We start from the raw sequence: 17,361 nt of genomic DNA on the forward strand, positions 1-17,361 counted from the left end.
TATAAGATAATATTGATATAACATCTTGGCTTAGTTGGTCAGTATTTTTGTATCATACCAATTAAAAACAAAACTATGCAGGTACAATGGCAAGGCGTAATGCCAGCGGTAACGACAAAATTCAATGCAGACGACACCCTTGATTTAAAAATGTTCCGTGTGAATATAGAAGCACAGCTGAATGCCGGGGTAAGTGGGATTATCCTAGGAGGAACCTTAGGGGAAGCAAGTACTTTGACCGATGATGAAAAGCGTATCCTTATTCAGGAAACCGTTAAAATCGTCGACGGGAAAGTCCCAGTGATCATAAACATTGCCGAACAGAGCACGAAAGATGCTATTCTGGCTGCCCAAAGGGCAAAGAAATATGGTGCCAGTGGCTTAATGATATTGCCACCCATGAGGTATAAGGCTACCGACTATGAAACCGTGGTATATTTTAAGGCCGTGGCCAAAAGTACCGATTTACCGATTATGATTTATAACAACCCAGTTGATTACAAGATAGAAGTGACCTTGGCTATGTTCGAGGAATTGTTAAAGGAATGCGATAATATTAAAGCCGTCAAAGAATCGACCCGCGACATTACCAATATTACAAGAATCAGAAATAGATTTGGGAATCGATTGGCAGTACTCTGTGGAGTCGATACCCTTGCATTGGAAAGTATACTTATGGGTGCCGATGGATGGGTGGCCGGACTAGTGTGTGCCTTTCCAGCCGAAACTGTGGCCATCCACGAATTGGTTAAAGCCGGAAGAGTAGCCGAGGCTATAGAAATATACCGATGGTTCTTACCTTTGTTAGAGTTGGATATTAGTCCACAATTGGTCCAGAACATCAAATTGGCCGAAGTTGGTACAGGAATCGGTACGGAAATAGTCAGGGCTCCGAGATTGCCATTGCAGGGCGAGGAAAGGACTAAAGTGCTAAAGTTAATCGAAGAAGGGTTGCGCACTAGGCCTAGTTTACCCGATTATAAATCCATGGCCCATAGTGTATAATTATATCGATATATTCATAGAATTCTGTCGTCATTAAGGAAGAATTCGATACATTGGTATGCGAATATTAATGGGACGTCTAGATAAACGATTAAAATGATTACAGGTAAAAATTATATTGGGAATAATCTTTCTGCAAAAGGAATTAAAACGTACACCACTTTCAATCCACAACTGAACAAGGAAAACGAATTCAATTTTGTGGAGGCGACAACTGAAGAGATCGATCAGGCCGTACATTTGGCTACAAATGCCTATGAACAATTCAGCGAACTTTCAGGAATAAGAAAAGCTGAATTTTTAAATGCCATTGCCGATGAAATTCTGGCTTTGGATGCGTTGCTGATCACAACCTATTGTTCTGAGTCTGGTTTGCCCGAAGGTAGGGCGAAAGGAGAGCGGGGTAGGACCATTGGACAATTGCGTTCATTTGCCGAGATGGTAAAAGAGGGTTCATGGGTCGAGGCATCCCTTGATACGGCTATTCCGGATAGAACGCCGATTCCTAAAGCAGATTTGCGTAAAATGCTGATTCCCTTGGGACCCGTGGTAGTTTTTGGGGCAAGTAATTTTCCATTGGCCTATTCCACTGCGGGTGGTGATACTGCCGCCGCATTTGCCGCAGGTTGTCCCGTTATCGTGAAATCCCATCCTATGCATGCAGGTACGGGAGAATTGGTGGCATTGGCCATAATAAAAGCGGCTGTTAAGACCAAGATGCCCAACGGTGTTTTTTCCAATTTAAATAGCAGTGGTCATGAGGTTGGTGTGGCATTGGTGAAGCATGCTGGGGTAAAAGCAGTTGGCTTTACAGGAAGTATTGATGGGGGTAGGGCTTTGTTCGATTTGGCTTCACAACGCGAGGAACCTATTCCGGTATTTGCGGAAATGGGAAGTATTAACCCTGTGGTTATATTGCCAAAAGCTGTCGAAAAAAGGGGAGAGAGCCTGGCAAATACCTATGCAAGTTCAATAACCTTGGGTTCGGGACAGTTCTGTACCAATCCGGGTTTGTTGCTCGGCATCAAAGGAGAAGCATTAACGGTATTTATCAAGCATCTTTCGGACGCCATTGTCAAGATAGAACCTTCGTGTATGCTGCATCCGAATATTATAGGGGCCTATGAAAGCAACAAACAAAAAGCGGTTTCCCAAAGTGGGTTACAAGTGATGGCAGATTACGATTCGGATATTAAAAGCAATTATGCCCGCCAAACCATTACGACGGTAGAAGGGAAGACTTTTTTAGAAAACCCCACCTTGCACCAAGAGGTGTTTGGGCCCTATTCCATTGTCGTTCAATGTGAGGATAAGGATCAATTAGAACGCATCATCACCCACCTTGAAGGCCAGTTGACAGGTACTATCATTGCCGAGGAATCGGAATTAAATGAACATAAGGAAATAGTCAGTGCCCTTCTGGGTAGGGTAGGCCGGTTAATATACAATGGGGTACCCACTGGGGTGGAGGTATGTCCGAGTATGCATCATGGCGGCCCATACCCTGCATCAACCGACAGTCGTTTTACGGCAGTGGGCATACATTCCGTAAAGCGATGGGTTAGACCCATAAGCTATCAAGATTGGCCAGACAGCCAGTTGCCAGATGCCTTGAAAAACTCTAATCCGCTAGGGATTTCCCGACTTGTAAATGGGAAGATGACAAGTAGCAAAATATAATCTTTCCAAAGATGGCATGTAGTACGTTTACTTGTATAGATGGTCATACCTGCGGAAATCCGGTAAGGGTAGTAGTCCAGGGCGGACCTGAACTTCATGGAAGGAATATGAGTGAGAAACGTCAACATTTTCTAAAGGAGTTCGATTGGATCCGTAAAGGATTGATGTTCGAACCACGAGGCCATGATATGATGAGTGGCAGTATCTTTTACCCCCCTTCAAATCCAGAAAATGATTTTGGTATACTCTTTATAGAAACCAGCGGTTGTTTGCCTATGTGTGGTCATGGTACTATCGGGTCGATTACTATAGGAATAGAAGAAGGTTTTTTAGTACCCAAATCCCCGGGTAAGGTTCGGATGGAAACCCCGGCCGGACTGGTACACGTAGAATATCAGCAAATAGGGAATAAGGTTGATTGGGTTAAATTGACCAATGTAAAATCCTATGTGGCCGCCACTGATTTAACGATCGATTGCAGTTTTTTGGGGGAGTTGATGTTCGATGTTTCCTACGGAGGAAATTTTTATGCCATTTTCGACCCACAACATCATTATAGTGGGATCCAGGATTTTACGGCAAGTAAGTTGATACAATTTAGCCAAGACATCCGGGAAAAGATCAATAAGAAATACCCAGGGTTGTTTAGTCACCCCGAGGATCAAACTATTAACGGTGTAAGTCATATTATGTGGACAGGCGATACCATTTCGTCGGAGGCTACGGCGCGGAATGCCGTGTTTTATGGGGATAAGGCCATAGACAGATCACCTTGCGGTACAGGAACCTCTGCTAGAATGGCACAATGGTACGCCAAGGGGAAATTAAAAATAGGACAGGATTTCATTCATGAAAGTTATATCGGATCCCAATTTAAAGGAAGGGTAGAAGCCGAAACAACCTTGGAAGGTATACCTGCCATTATTCCTAGCATTCAGGGATGGGCGAGGGTCTATGGCCATAATACCATCACAATAGATGATGATGACCCATATGCACATGGGTTTCAAGTTCTTTAATATGGGAAAAAAGACTATTGTAATTGGAGGGGGAATTATTGGACTCTGTTCGGCCTATTACTTGCTTAAAGAAGGCCATGAAGTTACGGTAATCGATAAATCCAATATTTCGGATGGGGCCTCCTTCATCAATGCCGGTTATCTAACCCCAAGTCACATTATACCATTGGCTTCACCAGGGATGATTGCCAAAGGGATAAAATGGATGTTCAATTCCGCAAGTCCCTTTTATATGAAACCGCGTTTAGATTCCGAATTCCTTAGTTGGGCTTGGTATTTCCATAGATCTTCGACTTATGGGAAAGTTGAAAGGGCGATTCCAGTAATCAAGGATATAAATATTTTAAGTAGGGAGTTGTTCAAAAGTATGAAGACTTCAGGGGATTTAGGCGATTTTCACCTGGAGCGCGAAGGTTTACTTATGTTATATAAGACGGATGCAGCTGGCGAGGAAGAAATAAAAATTTCCGAGAAAGCAAAGCTTTTGGGCCTTGAAGTTGATTTACTGGACAAAAACCAATTGGATGCTCTTCAACCCCAGTTAAATATTGATGCCAGAGGGGCCATCCATTATGGGTGCGATGGGCATATGACCCCGACTGAATTTATGCCCAAGATGATTGCATTTTTACAAAGTTCGGGAGTTACCATAAAGACAAACGAAGAAGTTTTGGATATGGTGGTCTCCAATCGAGGTATAGAACAACTAATAACTACAAAGGATACTTATGTCCCAGATGAGGTGGTTTTAGCGGCGGGATCTTGGAGTGGACAACTTGCGACAAAATTGAAAATAAAACTTCCGATACAGGCAGGAAAGGGGTATGCCATAAATATGGAAAGACCAACAGGAATAACAATTCCAGCAATTTTAATGGAAGCTAAAGTAGCGGTTACCCCGATGAAAGGATTTACCCGTTTTGCGGGTACTATGGAATTCTCAGGTATAAATACGATCATTAGAAAAGAACGTGTCCAGGCGATTGCCAATGCAGTGAATAAATTCTATCCCGAAATAGCCATTAATAAGGAGGAACTGGCGAGCGCACAAAGTGGAATGCGTCCGGTGTCGCCCGATGGCCTGCCCTATATAGGAAGAAGTTCCGCCATAAAGAACCTGACTTTTGCCACTGGCCATGCGATGATGGGGTGGAGTTTGGGTCCGGCTACGGGTAAACTGGTTTCCGAAATCGTTGGCGGAAAGAGAACCTCTTTGGATGTTGGTCCTTTTTCCCCTTCTAGGAAGTTTTAAATCACCCGAAAAATCTATTCATCGCTACGGATAAGATTGAAAGCCCCTTTGACCATGAACAAATCATTTTCACTAAAATCGCCAGCGTTTTTGATTATTGTGAATCCATTATAACTGGCACCTACGGTTACTTCCTTTCGCAAAAAACTATAGGATTCATCTTTAGAGGTATTCAGGAGTACGAAATGGGAATCATCTACGGAAATTATGGCATCATCGGGCAATGCAGGTTCCTTACTGGTGTCCGTTATTATTTGTGCATCTACGAACATGCCAACAGCAAAACCATGATTTTCGTCATCGAGCAGATGACCATGGACCATAACGGTCCTATTTACCAAATCGATCGAGGTGCCCACAAGATGTACTTCGGCCTCATAGACTTCTTCACCTGTTTCAGGGATCTTGAATACGATTTTTTGTCCCTCTTTAACCTTAAGGATATCTTTTTCAAATACGGCAAGCTCCAAATGAATATGGTCTGTATTTATAATTTCCAATATCACATCAGCAGGTGATACATAGGAGCCTTTGCTAATATTCATTTTTGTAATACTTCCGCTTATAGGAGCGTATAAAGCAATTTCTGAAGTAATATTGCCTACTTCAACAGCATCGATATTGATATTCAGCATTTGTAATTTCTTTTTTAGTCCATTATAAAGGGCCAAGGCGCTTTTATATTCGCTCTCCGCTTTTAAGAAATTCTTTTGAGAACTGATTTGTTCATCGAATAATGCCTTTTGGCGATCAAATTCAGATTTCAAAAACGTGAGTTGCTCTGCGGTTTCAAGGTAGGTTTGTTGCATTTCTACAAACTCTGGGTTTTCCAAGGTTGCCAACATCTGGCCTTTTCGTACAAGGTTACCGACCAAAAGCGGGGTTTTTTGAACGTACCCTCCAGCAAAGGAACTAATGATCGCCCTGTTTTGTGGGGGCACATCGATCATTCCCGTGGTTTGAACCATTGATTGAAATGATTGCTCCGATAGCTTTCCCAATTGCATTTGGTCACCGTCGAACTGTGCTTTACTAATTTCGATGGTTTGATCTTCCAAAGATCCAGTCGATGCCTCAGTATCGGTACTGCTATTGGTCGAATCCCCACAGGTAGAAACTAGGAGAATCGATAAAAAGAATATGATATATTGAAAAGATTTCATGGCGTATATTTTATGATTATTAAAGTTTAGATGGGTCTGATCCGTTTTTCGATGTCCCGTTTTCATAAAGTAAGATGATTTAACGCAATAACGGTTTGATTATAGTTGTTGAGGTTTTCTAAATAGGATAATGTAATGCGATAGGCATTTTCCAGACTTTGGATATATTGGAAAAAATCGATTTCCCCATTTCGAAAGCTGATTGAAGCGGTTTTTAATATTTCGTTCGAAAGCTTCTGTCCGTCGTCTTCATAATAGTTCAAGGTTTCTTCATATTTTCTAAGTTGGCCTTTTAGCCTTTCATATTTGAGGTACAATTGATTTTTGTAGTCTAAGGATTCCTCATAGGCCATGTCCTTGGCAATTTTAGACGCTTTGATTTTAGCGGTATTTCCACTAAAGAGCAAGGGTATTTTTAATCCTACTTGATAGCCATAGAGGTGATCGCCCAAGCCTGAATTGGTTCCTTGAAAGTAGTTGAAGCTAATATCTGGCAGTAATTGCTGCAGTTCCAACCCGCTTTTGGCCGTATACCATTCATTTCTTTGGTCATAAAGGGTTAATCCTATATTATTGGAAATCTCCTGTGATTGTAATTCCAACTTCCGTAGTGGTCTCATAGCCACATTTAAAGGTTCTTCCACCTGGATGGTTTTCTGTAACAGGGCGTAGGAAATGGCAACATCTTCACGGGCCTGATTAAGCAATGCTTGAAGTTCTTTCTGCTTGGCCTGGGCGGTAATTTTTTCAAGATAATTTGTTTCGCCCAATTCGAACCGACGTTGTGAGGCATATACGAATTTTTCATAAATACTGTCCAAATACGAATAAACCTGCTTCTTTTCTCGAGTATATAGCAATTGGTAATAGGCCGATGCAACATCTCGTTCAAGCATTTGTTTTTGCATTTCATAATGACTTTCCTCCATGCTCAAATTCGCTTTATTGATTCGTTTTCCTGCGAAATAGAGTGTAGGGAAGAGGATATTCTGTTGAATGCCATAAACCTCTAAGGGTTTATTGTTAAAAGCCAGATTGTTTTGGTCATAGTGATAGTAAATTTCGGTCTTATCGAAATCAAATGCACTGCTTACCAAGGCCTTTGTTGTCTGGACTTTTAGTGAAGCAGCCTTTAAGCCGGCATTGTTCTCCATTGCCAAAGCCCTTATCTCTTCAAAATCCAATCCTTTTTCCTGTGCAATTGAGGATATGGTAAAGAACAAGAGTAAAACGGTCAAGCCAGTAGTTGTTTTCTTTTTCATGCTCTTATTAAGTTCAACCTTTGAATCGAAGATGGCATATAATACGGGCAATACTACTAAGGTAAGAAGCGTAGCCGTAATAAGTCCACCAATAACAACGGTTGCCAATGGCCTTTGCACTTCTGCACCTACATTGGTTGAGATAGCCATGGGCAAGAAGCCCAATGCCGCTGCCGATGCTGTCAGTAATACCGCTCTTAAGCGGTCTTTAGTCCCTTGTTTTATACGTGCTTCAATATCTATCATACCTTGATGCTTTAATTCCTTAAAATGTTCTATTAAAACGATTCCATTTAACACAGCAATCCCAAAAAGAGCAATGAATCCTACCCCTGCCGAAATACTAAAAGGCATATCCCTTACCCATAATAAAAACACACCTCCAACCGCAGCCAAAGGAATGGCGGAATAAATCATTAATGCATCCTTGACCGATTCAAAGGCAAAAAAGAGCAAAAAGAAAATCAACACCAGAGCAATGGGAACCGCTATTTTTAGTCGGTCTTTGGCACTTTGAAGATTCTCGAACTGACCGCCATAGGTTATAGTATAACCCACGGGAAGTTTGATGTTCGATTCGATTCGCTTTTGAACGTCGGTCACCACGGATTGTAAATCGCGATTACGGACATTAATACCAACGACAATACGTCGTTTGGTATCGTCCCTTGATATTTTGGCCGCTCCTTTGGTATAAGAAATCAACGCGAGTTCACTTAAGGGAATCTTTCCACCTGTAGGCAGATCAACATAGAGGTTTTTAATATTATCAATATCCTTTCGGCTATCCTGGTCCAAGCGTAAGGTAAGGTCAAATCGTTTTTCCCCTTCGAACACATTACCCAAATTGGCCCCTGCGAAACCCATGGAAATCACCTTATTTAAATCACTGATATTCAGTCCGTAACGAGCAACTTTGCTACGTTCGTATTTTATGTTCATTTGGGGCAATCCCGTAATTTTTTCCACGCTGATATCGGCTGCGCCTTCGACATCTTCAATTAAACTTCGGATTTCATTCCCTAATTTGTTCAGGATATTTAAATCCTCACCAAATATCTTAATGGCGATATCTGCGCGTACCCCTGTAATAAGTTCATTAAATCGCATCTCAATAGGTTGGGTGAATTCAACTTCCATACCCGGAATAATACCAAGCGCTTCCTTGAATTTATCGGCAAGCTCGTCTTTGGAGCTGGCAGACACCCATTCTTTTTTTGGTTTAAGCGTAATGATAACATCGGTCTCTTCCATAGACATGGGATCGGTTGGGACTTCGGCTGCACCGATCCGGGTAACCACTTGATCTACTTCAGGGAATTCATTCAATAATATTTTTTCGATCCGTGTTGTTGTTTCAATGGTTTTGCTCAACGAAGTCCCTGTCTTTAGAATAGGTTGGATTACAAAATCACCTTCGTCCAAAGTCGGGACGAATTCCCCTCCCATTGTGGTAAAGAGATAAATTGAAAGTGCCAGTAAAACGGCAGCAATTCCAAGCACCAATTTTTTGCTTTGTAGCGCCCAGTGAATGGTAGGTTCATAAATCAGATTTAAAAAACGCATTAACCGAACCGAGATATTCTTATCAGAAATCCTCGATGGTTTTAGTATCAAAGTTGAGATTACAGGCACATAGGTGAAACAAAGAAGCATGGCCCCGATCAGGGCAAAACTAAAGGTCAGTGCCATAGGTTTGAACATTTTTCCCTCCACGCCGCTTAATGATAAAATTGGAATGAATACAATAAGGATAATCAGCTGACCGAAGATGGCGGAGTTCATCATTTTGGAGGCGCTGGTAAATGTAATTTCATCTTTTGCCAACATCAAATTCTTTGCCGACATGCCACTAAGCTCCAATCTTTTCGAAGTGATCTGGAAGGCGATAAACTCAACGATGATCACTGCCCCATCAATGATAATCCCAAAGTCTATGGCTCCAAGACTCATTAAATTCGCATCGACTCCAAATATATACATCAAGGAAAGTGCGAACAAAAGACAAAGTGGGATTACAGAAGCGACCACCAATCCTGACCTGAAATTCCCTAAGAGCAGCACTACAACAAAAATTACGATAAGGCACCCTAAAATTAGGTTCTCTGCTACTGTGAAAGTGGTTTTGGCGATTAATTCACTGCGTTCTAAAAACGGATTGATATAAACACCTTCCGGTAAGGTTTTGGAAATAGATGCAACGCGTTCCTTAACGGCATCTATTACCTTTTTTGAATTGGCGTCTTTGAGCATCATCACCTGTCCTAGTACCTTTTCCCCTTCACCATTACCCGTTATGGCGCCAAAACGAGTAGAACTACCAAATCCTACTTTGGCTATATTCTTAATAAAAATCGGGATGCCGTCCACGTTTTTAACCACGATATTCTCAATATCGTTCAAGGAGGTAATCAAACCTTCGCCACGGATAAAGTAAGCCTGGTTCGATTTTTCAATATAGCCCCCCCCTGCAACACCATTATTGTTCTCCAAGGCTTTGAAAACTTCAGCAATGGTTATATTCATCGCATTCAGTTTTTCGGTATTAATGGCTATTTCGTACTGTTTTAAATACCCACCCCAAGTATTAACCTCTACCACACCTGGGATACCTGAAAGCTGTCGTTTTACGATCCAATCCTGAATGGTACGCAAATCCATCGCGGAATATTGATCCTTATATCCTGGTTTAGTATCCAAGATGTATTGGTATATCTCACCCAAACCGGTAGTTATGGGTCCCATTTCGGGCGTACCAAATCCGTCTGGGATTTTTTCAGAGGCAGATTTTATTTTTTCCGCGATGAGCTGTCTTGGCAGATAGGTGCCCATGTTGTCCTCAAAAACAATAGTAACCACCGAAAGACCGAATTTAGAAATCGAACGAATCTCAAGGACCCCGGGCAAGTTGGCCATTTCCAATTCGACAGGATAGGTGATGAACTGTTCAATGTCCTGGGTTGAAAGGTTTTGGGAGGTAGTAATAACCTGTACTTGATTATTGGTGACATCGGGAACAGCACCAATCGAAATCTGTGTGAGGGAGTAAATTCCGAAAAAGATAATAAAGCATGTTAGTAAAAGAACGATCAGTTTATTCTTTATACTAAAACGTATGATTTTTGATAACATAATCCTAGTTAAAAAGTGATACAAACATCCGTGGAGTTTTATCGGGGATGTACTAAATCAATTTGGACTATGATCGCTTGGGAGGCTGAAATATATCCGATTTTTCCAAAAAGGAATAATTGTCCGAATAATAGAAATTGGCGGAATAATCGACTAGGGGAGTTGCCATAATAGCCGGAATCTGGTATTTGTTGACAATATAAACCGTAAGGATATGCGAACAGCAAGGATTGTTAAAGGGAAGTTCTTCGTGCTTGTTTTGTTCTTCATGATGATCTTGAGCATGCTCGTCTTGCAAATCGCCATAATGTTTGGATAAAAACACAAAAAAATTATCCCCATATTTTTCGGCGTGGAATTGGGCATGCTCCATGAGGTCGTCTATATGCGCTAAGTCATCCAAATCCAAATTCAAACTTTGGAGAAGGACCAAGCACGATAACCCTATGGAAAAAAATTTCAACATATAGACCCAAAGATACTTAATATTTCAATTTTTCGGGAATCCGTAGATAGATAAACACAATACCATTATTCTTTTTATCTTGTTGGTCGAATTGTAAACCTGAGAAAGAATGGTTCTAGTAATCGAACGGTATGTATATTGTTTTCTACTTCTCATCCTTGTAAGCGGGTGTACCTCTAAGGTAAACCAAAAGCAAGATAAAAAGGAACCGCCGAACATTCTATTTATCCTTTCTGATGACCACACTTCCCAAGCATGGGGCATTTATGGTGGTATTCTTGCCGATTACGTACAGAACAAAAACATTGACCGATTGGCTAATGAGGGGATGGTTTTAAACAATGCTTTTTGCACGAATAGTATTTGCACCCCAAGTCGGGGGAGCATATTGACTGGTCAGTATAGCCATATTAACCAAGTGTATACGCTCAGTGAACCCTTACCAAGGGACCATCCCAATATTGCCCGTACTTTATCCAATAGCGGATATCAGACCGCTGTTATAGGAAAATGGCATTTGGTGGGGAAACCTGAGGGTTTCGATTATTACAATGTGCTACCGGGACAGGGCAGGTATTGGAACCCTATTTTAAAAACGGAAGAAAATTGGATCGATGGCCATGATAGTTCAACAGGACAGGAATACAAGGGATTTTCCACAGATGTAATCACGGATTTAACCATAGACCATTTAAATAAGCGCGATAAGAACAAACCCTTTTTAATGTTCTGTAATTTTAAAGCTACGCATGAACCTTTTGATTACCCGGAAAGATTCAAAAACCTTTACATGGATGTTGAAATACCGGAACCTGAATCATTGCTGGATTTTGACCAAAAGAACACTGGACGTACCTTTCATGGCCAAACCTTGGAACGACTAGGAATGCGATGGGACGAGGCCACACAGCACCCTGATAAATTTTGGACGGATTACCCAGGCCTACCTTATCCACTGGACGGATTGGATAGTATACAAAAGCGAAAAAAAATCTATCAAAAACTGGTCAAGGATTTTATGCGTTGCGGTGCTGCCATTGACGACAATATCGGAAGGCTCCTGGATTATTTACAGGAACAGGGAATTGCCGAGAATACCGTTGTGGTTTATACGGCTGATCAAGGTTATTTTTTAGGTGAACATGGTTTTTTCGATAAGCGTTTGATTTATGAGGAATCCTTAAGAATGCCTTTTGTAATTCGCTATCCCAAAGAAATAAAGGGGGGTCAGCGATTGGATGATTTCATTTTGAATATTGATTTTGCAGCCCTTTTGGCCGATTATGCCGAAATTGATAAACCCGTATATATTCAAGGGGAAAGTTTTCGTGAAAATTTAATGGGGGCAACTCCAAAAAACTGGCGTAAACAGATGTACTATAGGTATTGGTTACATCATCCCGATAGACCCGCCCATTTTGGCATTCGCAATGAAAGATACAAATTGGCATTATTCTATGGGCAGGATTTGGCCATGAAGGGAACCTCCAAAGAAACTACGCAACCCGCTTGGGAGTTTTATGACCTAGAGAAAGACCCAAAGGAAATGCATAATGCTTATAACGATCAAGCGTATACCTCTATTATCAACGAAATGAAATTGGAAATTCTTAAAGAGCGTGAAAAATATGGTGATACAGACGAGGAATATGAGGTAATGCAGACTATTCTGGCCAAAGAATTCAAATAATGTTGATTGTAACGATATGTTCTATATTATAGGACATTTGGTGCATCAAAGAACATTAAAAAGATGTTATTTTAAAAGGTGGATTTTTAAAACACAACATTCTGATCAATAGCTGAATTATTAAATGGGATTAACTCCCAAATCAGTGTTTATGTTGTAAATTTAAAGTTCATTTCAGACTAAAGTGACACTTCGAAAACTATTCAATATGGAAGAATCCAATTCAAAAAAAAAGAAATCAAATCAAATTCCCACTCCACTTTCACGTAGAAAATTCATTTCGAATACGGCATTGACCGTCGGGGCAATCAGCATTATTCCGAGACATGTCCTGGGCAAAGGTTTTACCGCACCGAGTGATAAGATCAATTTAGGTTTTATCGGTCTTGGTAAGCAGACCAATGGATTGGCAAATAGCTTTATAAATAATACACAATCGCAGATTGTGGCAGGTTGTGATGTATGGACAACCAAAACGGAGGCTTTTGTGGATCACGTTGGTAAACTTTATGCCAAAGAAAGAAAGGTAAAGAACTATAATGGCATAACCAGTTATGCCGATTATAAGGAATTGCTTTCCCGTTCGGATATCGATGCAGTGGTTATTGCCACGCCTGATCATTGGCATGCCATTCAAGCTATGGATGCCATGCTTGCAGGCAAGGATGTGTATTGCGAAAAACCCTTGACCCATAGGATTACCGAGGGAATGGAGTTGGTGAGAACCACTAAGGAAACAGGCAAAATTTTGCAAACAGGCAGTATGCAACGTTCATGGGAAAATTTCAGGAAAGCTTGCGAATTGGTCCGAAATGGCTATTTAGGGGAAATCAGCAAAATACTTGTTAACGTTGGTGATCCGGCCGTACCCTATAATCTGGAGGAAGAAAGCATTCCCAAAGAACTCGATTGGAACAGCTGGTGCGGACCCGCCCCACTTTTGCCGTATAATCATAGATTGGCACCTTCAAGTAACGATGTGGATTTTTGGCCAGACTTTAGATTATTCCGGGAAGTAGGAGGTGGTATCCTTTGTGATTGGGGAGCACATATGTTCGATATTGCACAATGGGCTTTGGATATGGATAATTCAGGTCCGGTCCGGTATATTCCCCCAGCAGATCCTACATCGGTTCGTGGTCTTCGTATGTTCTATGCCAATGGTATTGAAATGGTACATGAGGACTTTGGTAGGGGATGGGGCGTTCGTTTCGTGGGCTCGGAGGGCACGATGGATATCAGCAGAAGTTATTTCGAAACCACTCCTGAGAATATCATTACAGCACAATTGAAAGATGCGGATATTAGATTGTACAATTCAAACGACAACCATTATCAAGATTGGCTTGATGCCATTAAAAACAGAACGCAGCCTATTTGTGATGTGGAGACCGGACATCGATCTGCGACCATATGTAATATTGCGAATATCGCCTATCAATTGGGACGACCTTTGGAATGGGATCCCGAGCTCGAACAATTCAAAGGGGATGCAGAAGCCAATGCCTTGAGAAGTAGGAAGAATAGGGCATATGTCGAATAAAACGGATTAGCTTAAAATTACATCGTTAAAACTGCTTAATTTTTTAGGGATTCCAAAGTTTTCATGGTGTTCAGCATAGCTTTAAAACATTCCGCTGAGTTTGTCTGATTCTCGGCGGATTTTTTTTGCTCTTCAATAAAATTAGTGGTGGAAGACCAATAAGTCTGCATCATTCCAAGATAATGTTTCGCCATTTCCGGGGTAGAGTTCATTTTAAAGTTGTGCATCATCTTAACTTGGGCGATAGCGACTTCAGGTTTGCGCCATGGGCAGGTGATTACATCAAAACCTTTTATAGCAAAATATGCCGCTGTAGGGTACGCTTTTTCGTAGTGCCAGTCGCAAATGACTACAGATTTTGGAATCATGTCAATAGCCCTGGCGGTATTGTTCATCGATGCTTCCCACATCCCGATCCCCGTAACGGCCCCATCGATCAAACGATCACCCCAAATCCATAATCGGGCATCCCTACTGGCCAGATGGTTGTTGATTTTGACCAATTCACCCGCAAATAAAGCGGCTGGATCTAGTCCTTTGCATCGTGGACAATTGTCATCGGCCAAGTAGAATACCTCATCCATACCGGCATGAAAGGCATTGGCTTCGAAAACATCAAGAATCTCATCCATCAGATCAAAGACAACTTCATGTACGTTTGGGTGCAATGGGCAGTAACTCTTACAATATAAACCATCATCATTCGGCCAAACATAATTTTCAGGTAATGCAATGTGGGGTGTCTCATCAAATTCCGGGTATACCTGTAACAATTTGGTATGCTCTGAATGCCAACTTTGGTGACCCAATAAATTTACCTGTGGTATTATATTGATATTTAATTCCTTACACACGTTTACCATTTGCTTTACTTGAATCTTGCTTAAGGGGTTTTCTCCACGCAGTTCGGGTCGCGATTCATAGGCGTAATTATAATCTACCCTTAAAACAAGTGTATTGATTCCATTTGGTGCAAGTTCATTTTTTATGAAATCGACAAACTCTTCTACCTTATCCGAAGAAGGTGCAGAAATACAAAATCCTTTGATTTCAAATGCATCTTGTGCATTAATAAACATAAAGGATAGGAGTAGCAGGATGGATAAACTATTTCGTTTCATAGGGTACGGGATTTATTCTAAAATTACCAAAAAGAAATCTATTTTACTTGAAATTGAAAAGTTGTTACCTGTATTAGGCTTATTTATTTACAATTTTAAAGAGAACCCCCTTTTTTGCAACCAACCGGTAAAAATTACTACCAGCAATGCGAAACAAAATGAACTAAACAGGCCAACAATACCAGTGTTGAGGATTTCCGGTAATTCAATGCCCGTTAGATTTCGAATAGGGTAGGTAAAATAGGGGACCAGATAACAAGTCAATGTAGCCGTGCCCGCAGGAACTATTACTTTTGCCCAAGAGCGTTGTTTTTTTATATCGACGATGAAATAGAAAATGATAAAAGATAAAAATCCTATTCCTGTACAAACCATTAACCAAGAAGGCGTTCCGGGCACTTTCGATATTCCCCAAAGATGACGTGTCATTAAACCAGCGGCAATATTTAAACAACCCAATACACCTAAGACCGATAATGCTTTTGTTCTGTTCGGTTTGGAAAGCTTTTGAAATAGAAGTGAAGCTACGACCCCTGCTGCCGTAAATGCAGGTATCGTACCCCCGACCCATGTCGAAAAATAAGATAGTGATTTTGGGAATTGGCCCAATAATCCTTTGGCATCAGCAATAGATAGTACATTGAATAACAACCATAAAACGACCATTACCGACAGCTTACCTTTACTCAATAGAAACACCAGAGCATTTATCGAATAGGCCCAACCTATAAGGCCTAAAATTCCCCACCAATGTACAGCCATTGTCTCATTCCCTGAACTTCCTCCCCGATAAAGGAAGGCCAAACCGACTAACAGCACCCAGCCTAACGCTTTTAAATAGCTATGCCATTTACGGCTGATAGGACTTTTTTCCCATTGCATCCATACCAAGGATACCGCCAAAGCCATAAGAAAACACCAAAGGGCCTTGCCTAAGCCGAATGTTGCATGATGCATCTCATAATTTACCATGAATACACCTATGATCAGAAGGGAAATCGACCGAATTATAATGTGCTTCGCTACGATCATTCGTGGTTCTAGCTTCGCTATCCTGTTTTGAATGGCGAAGGGAATGCTCAGTCCAACAATAAAAAGGAATAGTGGAAAAATGATATCTGAAAACCCTAGGTAGTCTTCATTGGGTTTAGCGTGCGCTAACCATTTTGGAACATCGGTGAGTGTCCAAAAGTCATTCACCCAAATCATAAGTAACATGGTCATAGCCCTTAAAACATCAATAGAGGCTATTCGTATCGCTTTTTTATGTGTCGGGGTCAATTGGACAAGGCTTTTACTATAGCAGCTTCTGCCAATGGTGCCATAACTTGATAACCCAACTTGGTTGGGTGTACTTCGTCATGGGCATATTTTTTTGGCAATCCGTTTCGTTCATCGGCCATTTCAGAAAAGTAATCCAAATAAACATGTCCGTTTACCTCGGCATAAGCTTTTAACATTTTGTTCAGGATCACGATTTTTTTTGAGGGTTCCAGCCCTGGTTTCCATGGATAGTCAAAGGCAGGGAGCACCGAAGAAATGACCACTTTTATCCCATGGGCGACGGCCAAATCGGACATCGATTTTATATTGTCGGCAATCATTTCCAAGGTCGATGGACCTGTATTTCCCGCAATATCGTTCGTGCCCGCAAGTATGACCACTACTTTGGGTTGCAAGGCGATGACATCTTGTCTAAACCTTAACAGCATTTGGGGTGTGGTTTGGCCACTAATACCCCTGTTTATATATGGTTTTCCCTCAAAAAATTCGGGCATGGTATTCAGCCAACCGATGGTAATGGAGTTGCCCATAAAAACAACCCTATCTTCGTTGGGTCCAGGTAACCCTACTTTAGCGTTTTCGCCCTTAAATTGTTCCATGTTGGCCCAATCCTGTGCGTGGGAAATGCCCACCAAAAGAAAGATAAGTAGCATTACGGTTGATTTCATAACTTTCATTTAAATCCATTGTCGATTTAAATATAATGATTTCAATAGTATGCATTTCATTAGAAGCAAAAAACCT

Annotated in this window: 12 protein-coding genes; 6 read left to right on the forward strand and 6 right to left on the reverse strand. The window is 41.2% G+C overall.

What is annotated here, in order from left to right; genetic code table 11:
• Positions 1 to 75 precede the first annotated feature (75 nt).
• The 4 genes from HPE63_RS01705 (at position 76) to HPE63_RS01720 (ending at position 4,956) form a co-directional block, all read left to right on the forward strand.
• The gene (locus HPE63_RS01705) at positions 76 to 1,005 is read left to right on the forward strand and encodes a dihydrodipicolinate synthase family protein (RefSeq protein WP_188312496.1); all 930 of its coding nucleotides are present in this window, start codon (positions 76 to 78) and stop codon (positions 1,003 to 1,005) included.
• 96 nt (positions 1,006 to 1,101) lie between these two features.
• Complete coding sequence (locus HPE63_RS01710; protein WP_188312497.1) at positions 1,102 to 2,685, forward strand: aldehyde dehydrogenase (NADP(+)); 1,584 nt, start codon at positions 1,102 to 1,104, stop codon at positions 2,683 to 2,685.
• An 11-nt stretch (positions 2,686 to 2,696) separates the two neighbouring features.
• A complete protein-coding gene (locus tag HPE63_RS01715; RefSeq protein WP_188312498.1) occupies positions 2,697 to 3,704 on the forward strand; it encodes a 4-hydroxyproline epimerase in 1,008 nt (335 codons plus the stop codon).
• Between the two features lies 1 nt (position 3,705).
• A complete protein-coding gene (locus tag HPE63_RS01720; protein ID WP_188312499.1) occupies positions 3,706 to 4,956 on the forward strand; it encodes an NAD(P)/FAD-dependent oxidoreductase in 1,251 nt (416 codons plus the stop codon).
• A gap of 14 nt (positions 4,957 to 4,970) precedes the next feature.
• Here the strand turns inward: HPE63_RS01720 and HPE63_RS01725 are convergent, their stop codons facing one another.
• The 3 genes from HPE63_RS01725 to HPE63_RS01735 all read right to left on the reverse strand — a co-directional run bounded on the left by HPE63_RS01725 (position 4,971) and on the right by HPE63_RS01735 (position 10,979).
• Entirely contained in the window at positions 4,971 to 6,119 is a 1,149-nt protein-coding gene (locus tag HPE63_RS01725) for an efflux RND transporter periplasmic adaptor subunit (RefSeq protein ID WP_188312500.1), read from the reverse strand.
• A gap of 62 nt (positions 6,120 to 6,181) precedes the next feature.
• Positions 6,182 to 10,513: a CusA/CzcA family heavy metal efflux RND transporter gene (locus HPE63_RS01730; RefSeq protein ID WP_188312501.1), complete on the reverse strand. Its 4,332-nt coding sequence runs from the start codon at positions 10,511 to 10,513 to the stop codon at positions 6,182 to 6,184.
• 67 nt (positions 10,514 to 10,580) lie between these two features.
• The gene (locus HPE63_RS01735; RefSeq protein ID WP_188312502.1) at positions 10,581 to 10,979 is read right to left on the reverse strand and encodes a hypothetical protein; all 399 of its coding nucleotides are present in this window, start codon (positions 10,977 to 10,979) and stop codon (positions 10,581 to 10,583) included.
• 109 nt (positions 10,980 to 11,088) lie between these two features.
• Between HPE63_RS01735 and HPE63_RS01740 the strand changes: the two genes are divergently transcribed.
• Entirely contained in the window at positions 11,089 to 12,669 is a 1,581-nt protein-coding gene (locus HPE63_RS01740; protein ID WP_188312503.1) for a sulfatase family protein, read from the forward strand.
• 208 nt (positions 12,670 to 12,877) lie between these two features.
• Positions 12,878 to 14,212, forward strand: coding sequence for a Gfo/Idh/MocA family protein (locus HPE63_RS01745; protein ID WP_188312504.1), 1,335 nt, complete (start codon positions 12,878 to 12,880; stop codon positions 14,210 to 14,212).
• A 35-nt stretch (positions 14,213 to 14,247) separates the two neighbouring features.
• On the opposite strand, the gene HPE63_RS01750 is transcribed toward HPE63_RS01745, so the two are convergent.
• The 3 genes from HPE63_RS01750 to HPE63_RS01760 all read right to left on the reverse strand — a co-directional run bounded on the left by HPE63_RS01750 (position 14,248) and on the right by HPE63_RS01760 (position 17,294).
• A complete protein-coding gene (locus tag HPE63_RS01750) occupies positions 14,248 to 15,333 on the reverse strand; it encodes a family 20 glycosylhydrolase (RefSeq protein ID WP_188312505.1) in 1,086 nt (361 codons plus the stop codon).
• A gap of 87 nt (positions 15,334 to 15,420) precedes the next feature.
• Complete coding sequence (locus HPE63_RS01755) at positions 15,421 to 16,614, reverse strand: heparan-alpha-glucosaminide N-acetyltransferase domain-containing protein (protein ID WP_188312506.1); 1,194 nt, start codon at positions 16,612 to 16,614, stop codon at positions 15,421 to 15,423.
• The gene (locus tag HPE63_RS01760) at positions 16,611 to 17,294 is read right to left on the reverse strand and encodes an SGNH/GDSL hydrolase family protein (protein ID WP_188312507.1); all 684 of its coding nucleotides are present in this window, start codon (positions 17,292 to 17,294) and stop codon (positions 16,611 to 16,613) included. The genes HPE63_RS01755 and HPE63_RS01760 overlap by 4 nt, the downstream gene beginning before the upstream one ends.
• Between the last annotated feature and the right edge of the window lie 67 nt (positions 17,295 to 17,361).

The organism is Maribacter arenosus (assembly GCF_014610845.1).
Classification (GTDB): Bacteria; Bacteroidota; Bacteroidia; order Flavobacteriales; family Flavobacteriaceae; genus Maribacter_A; species Maribacter_A arenosus.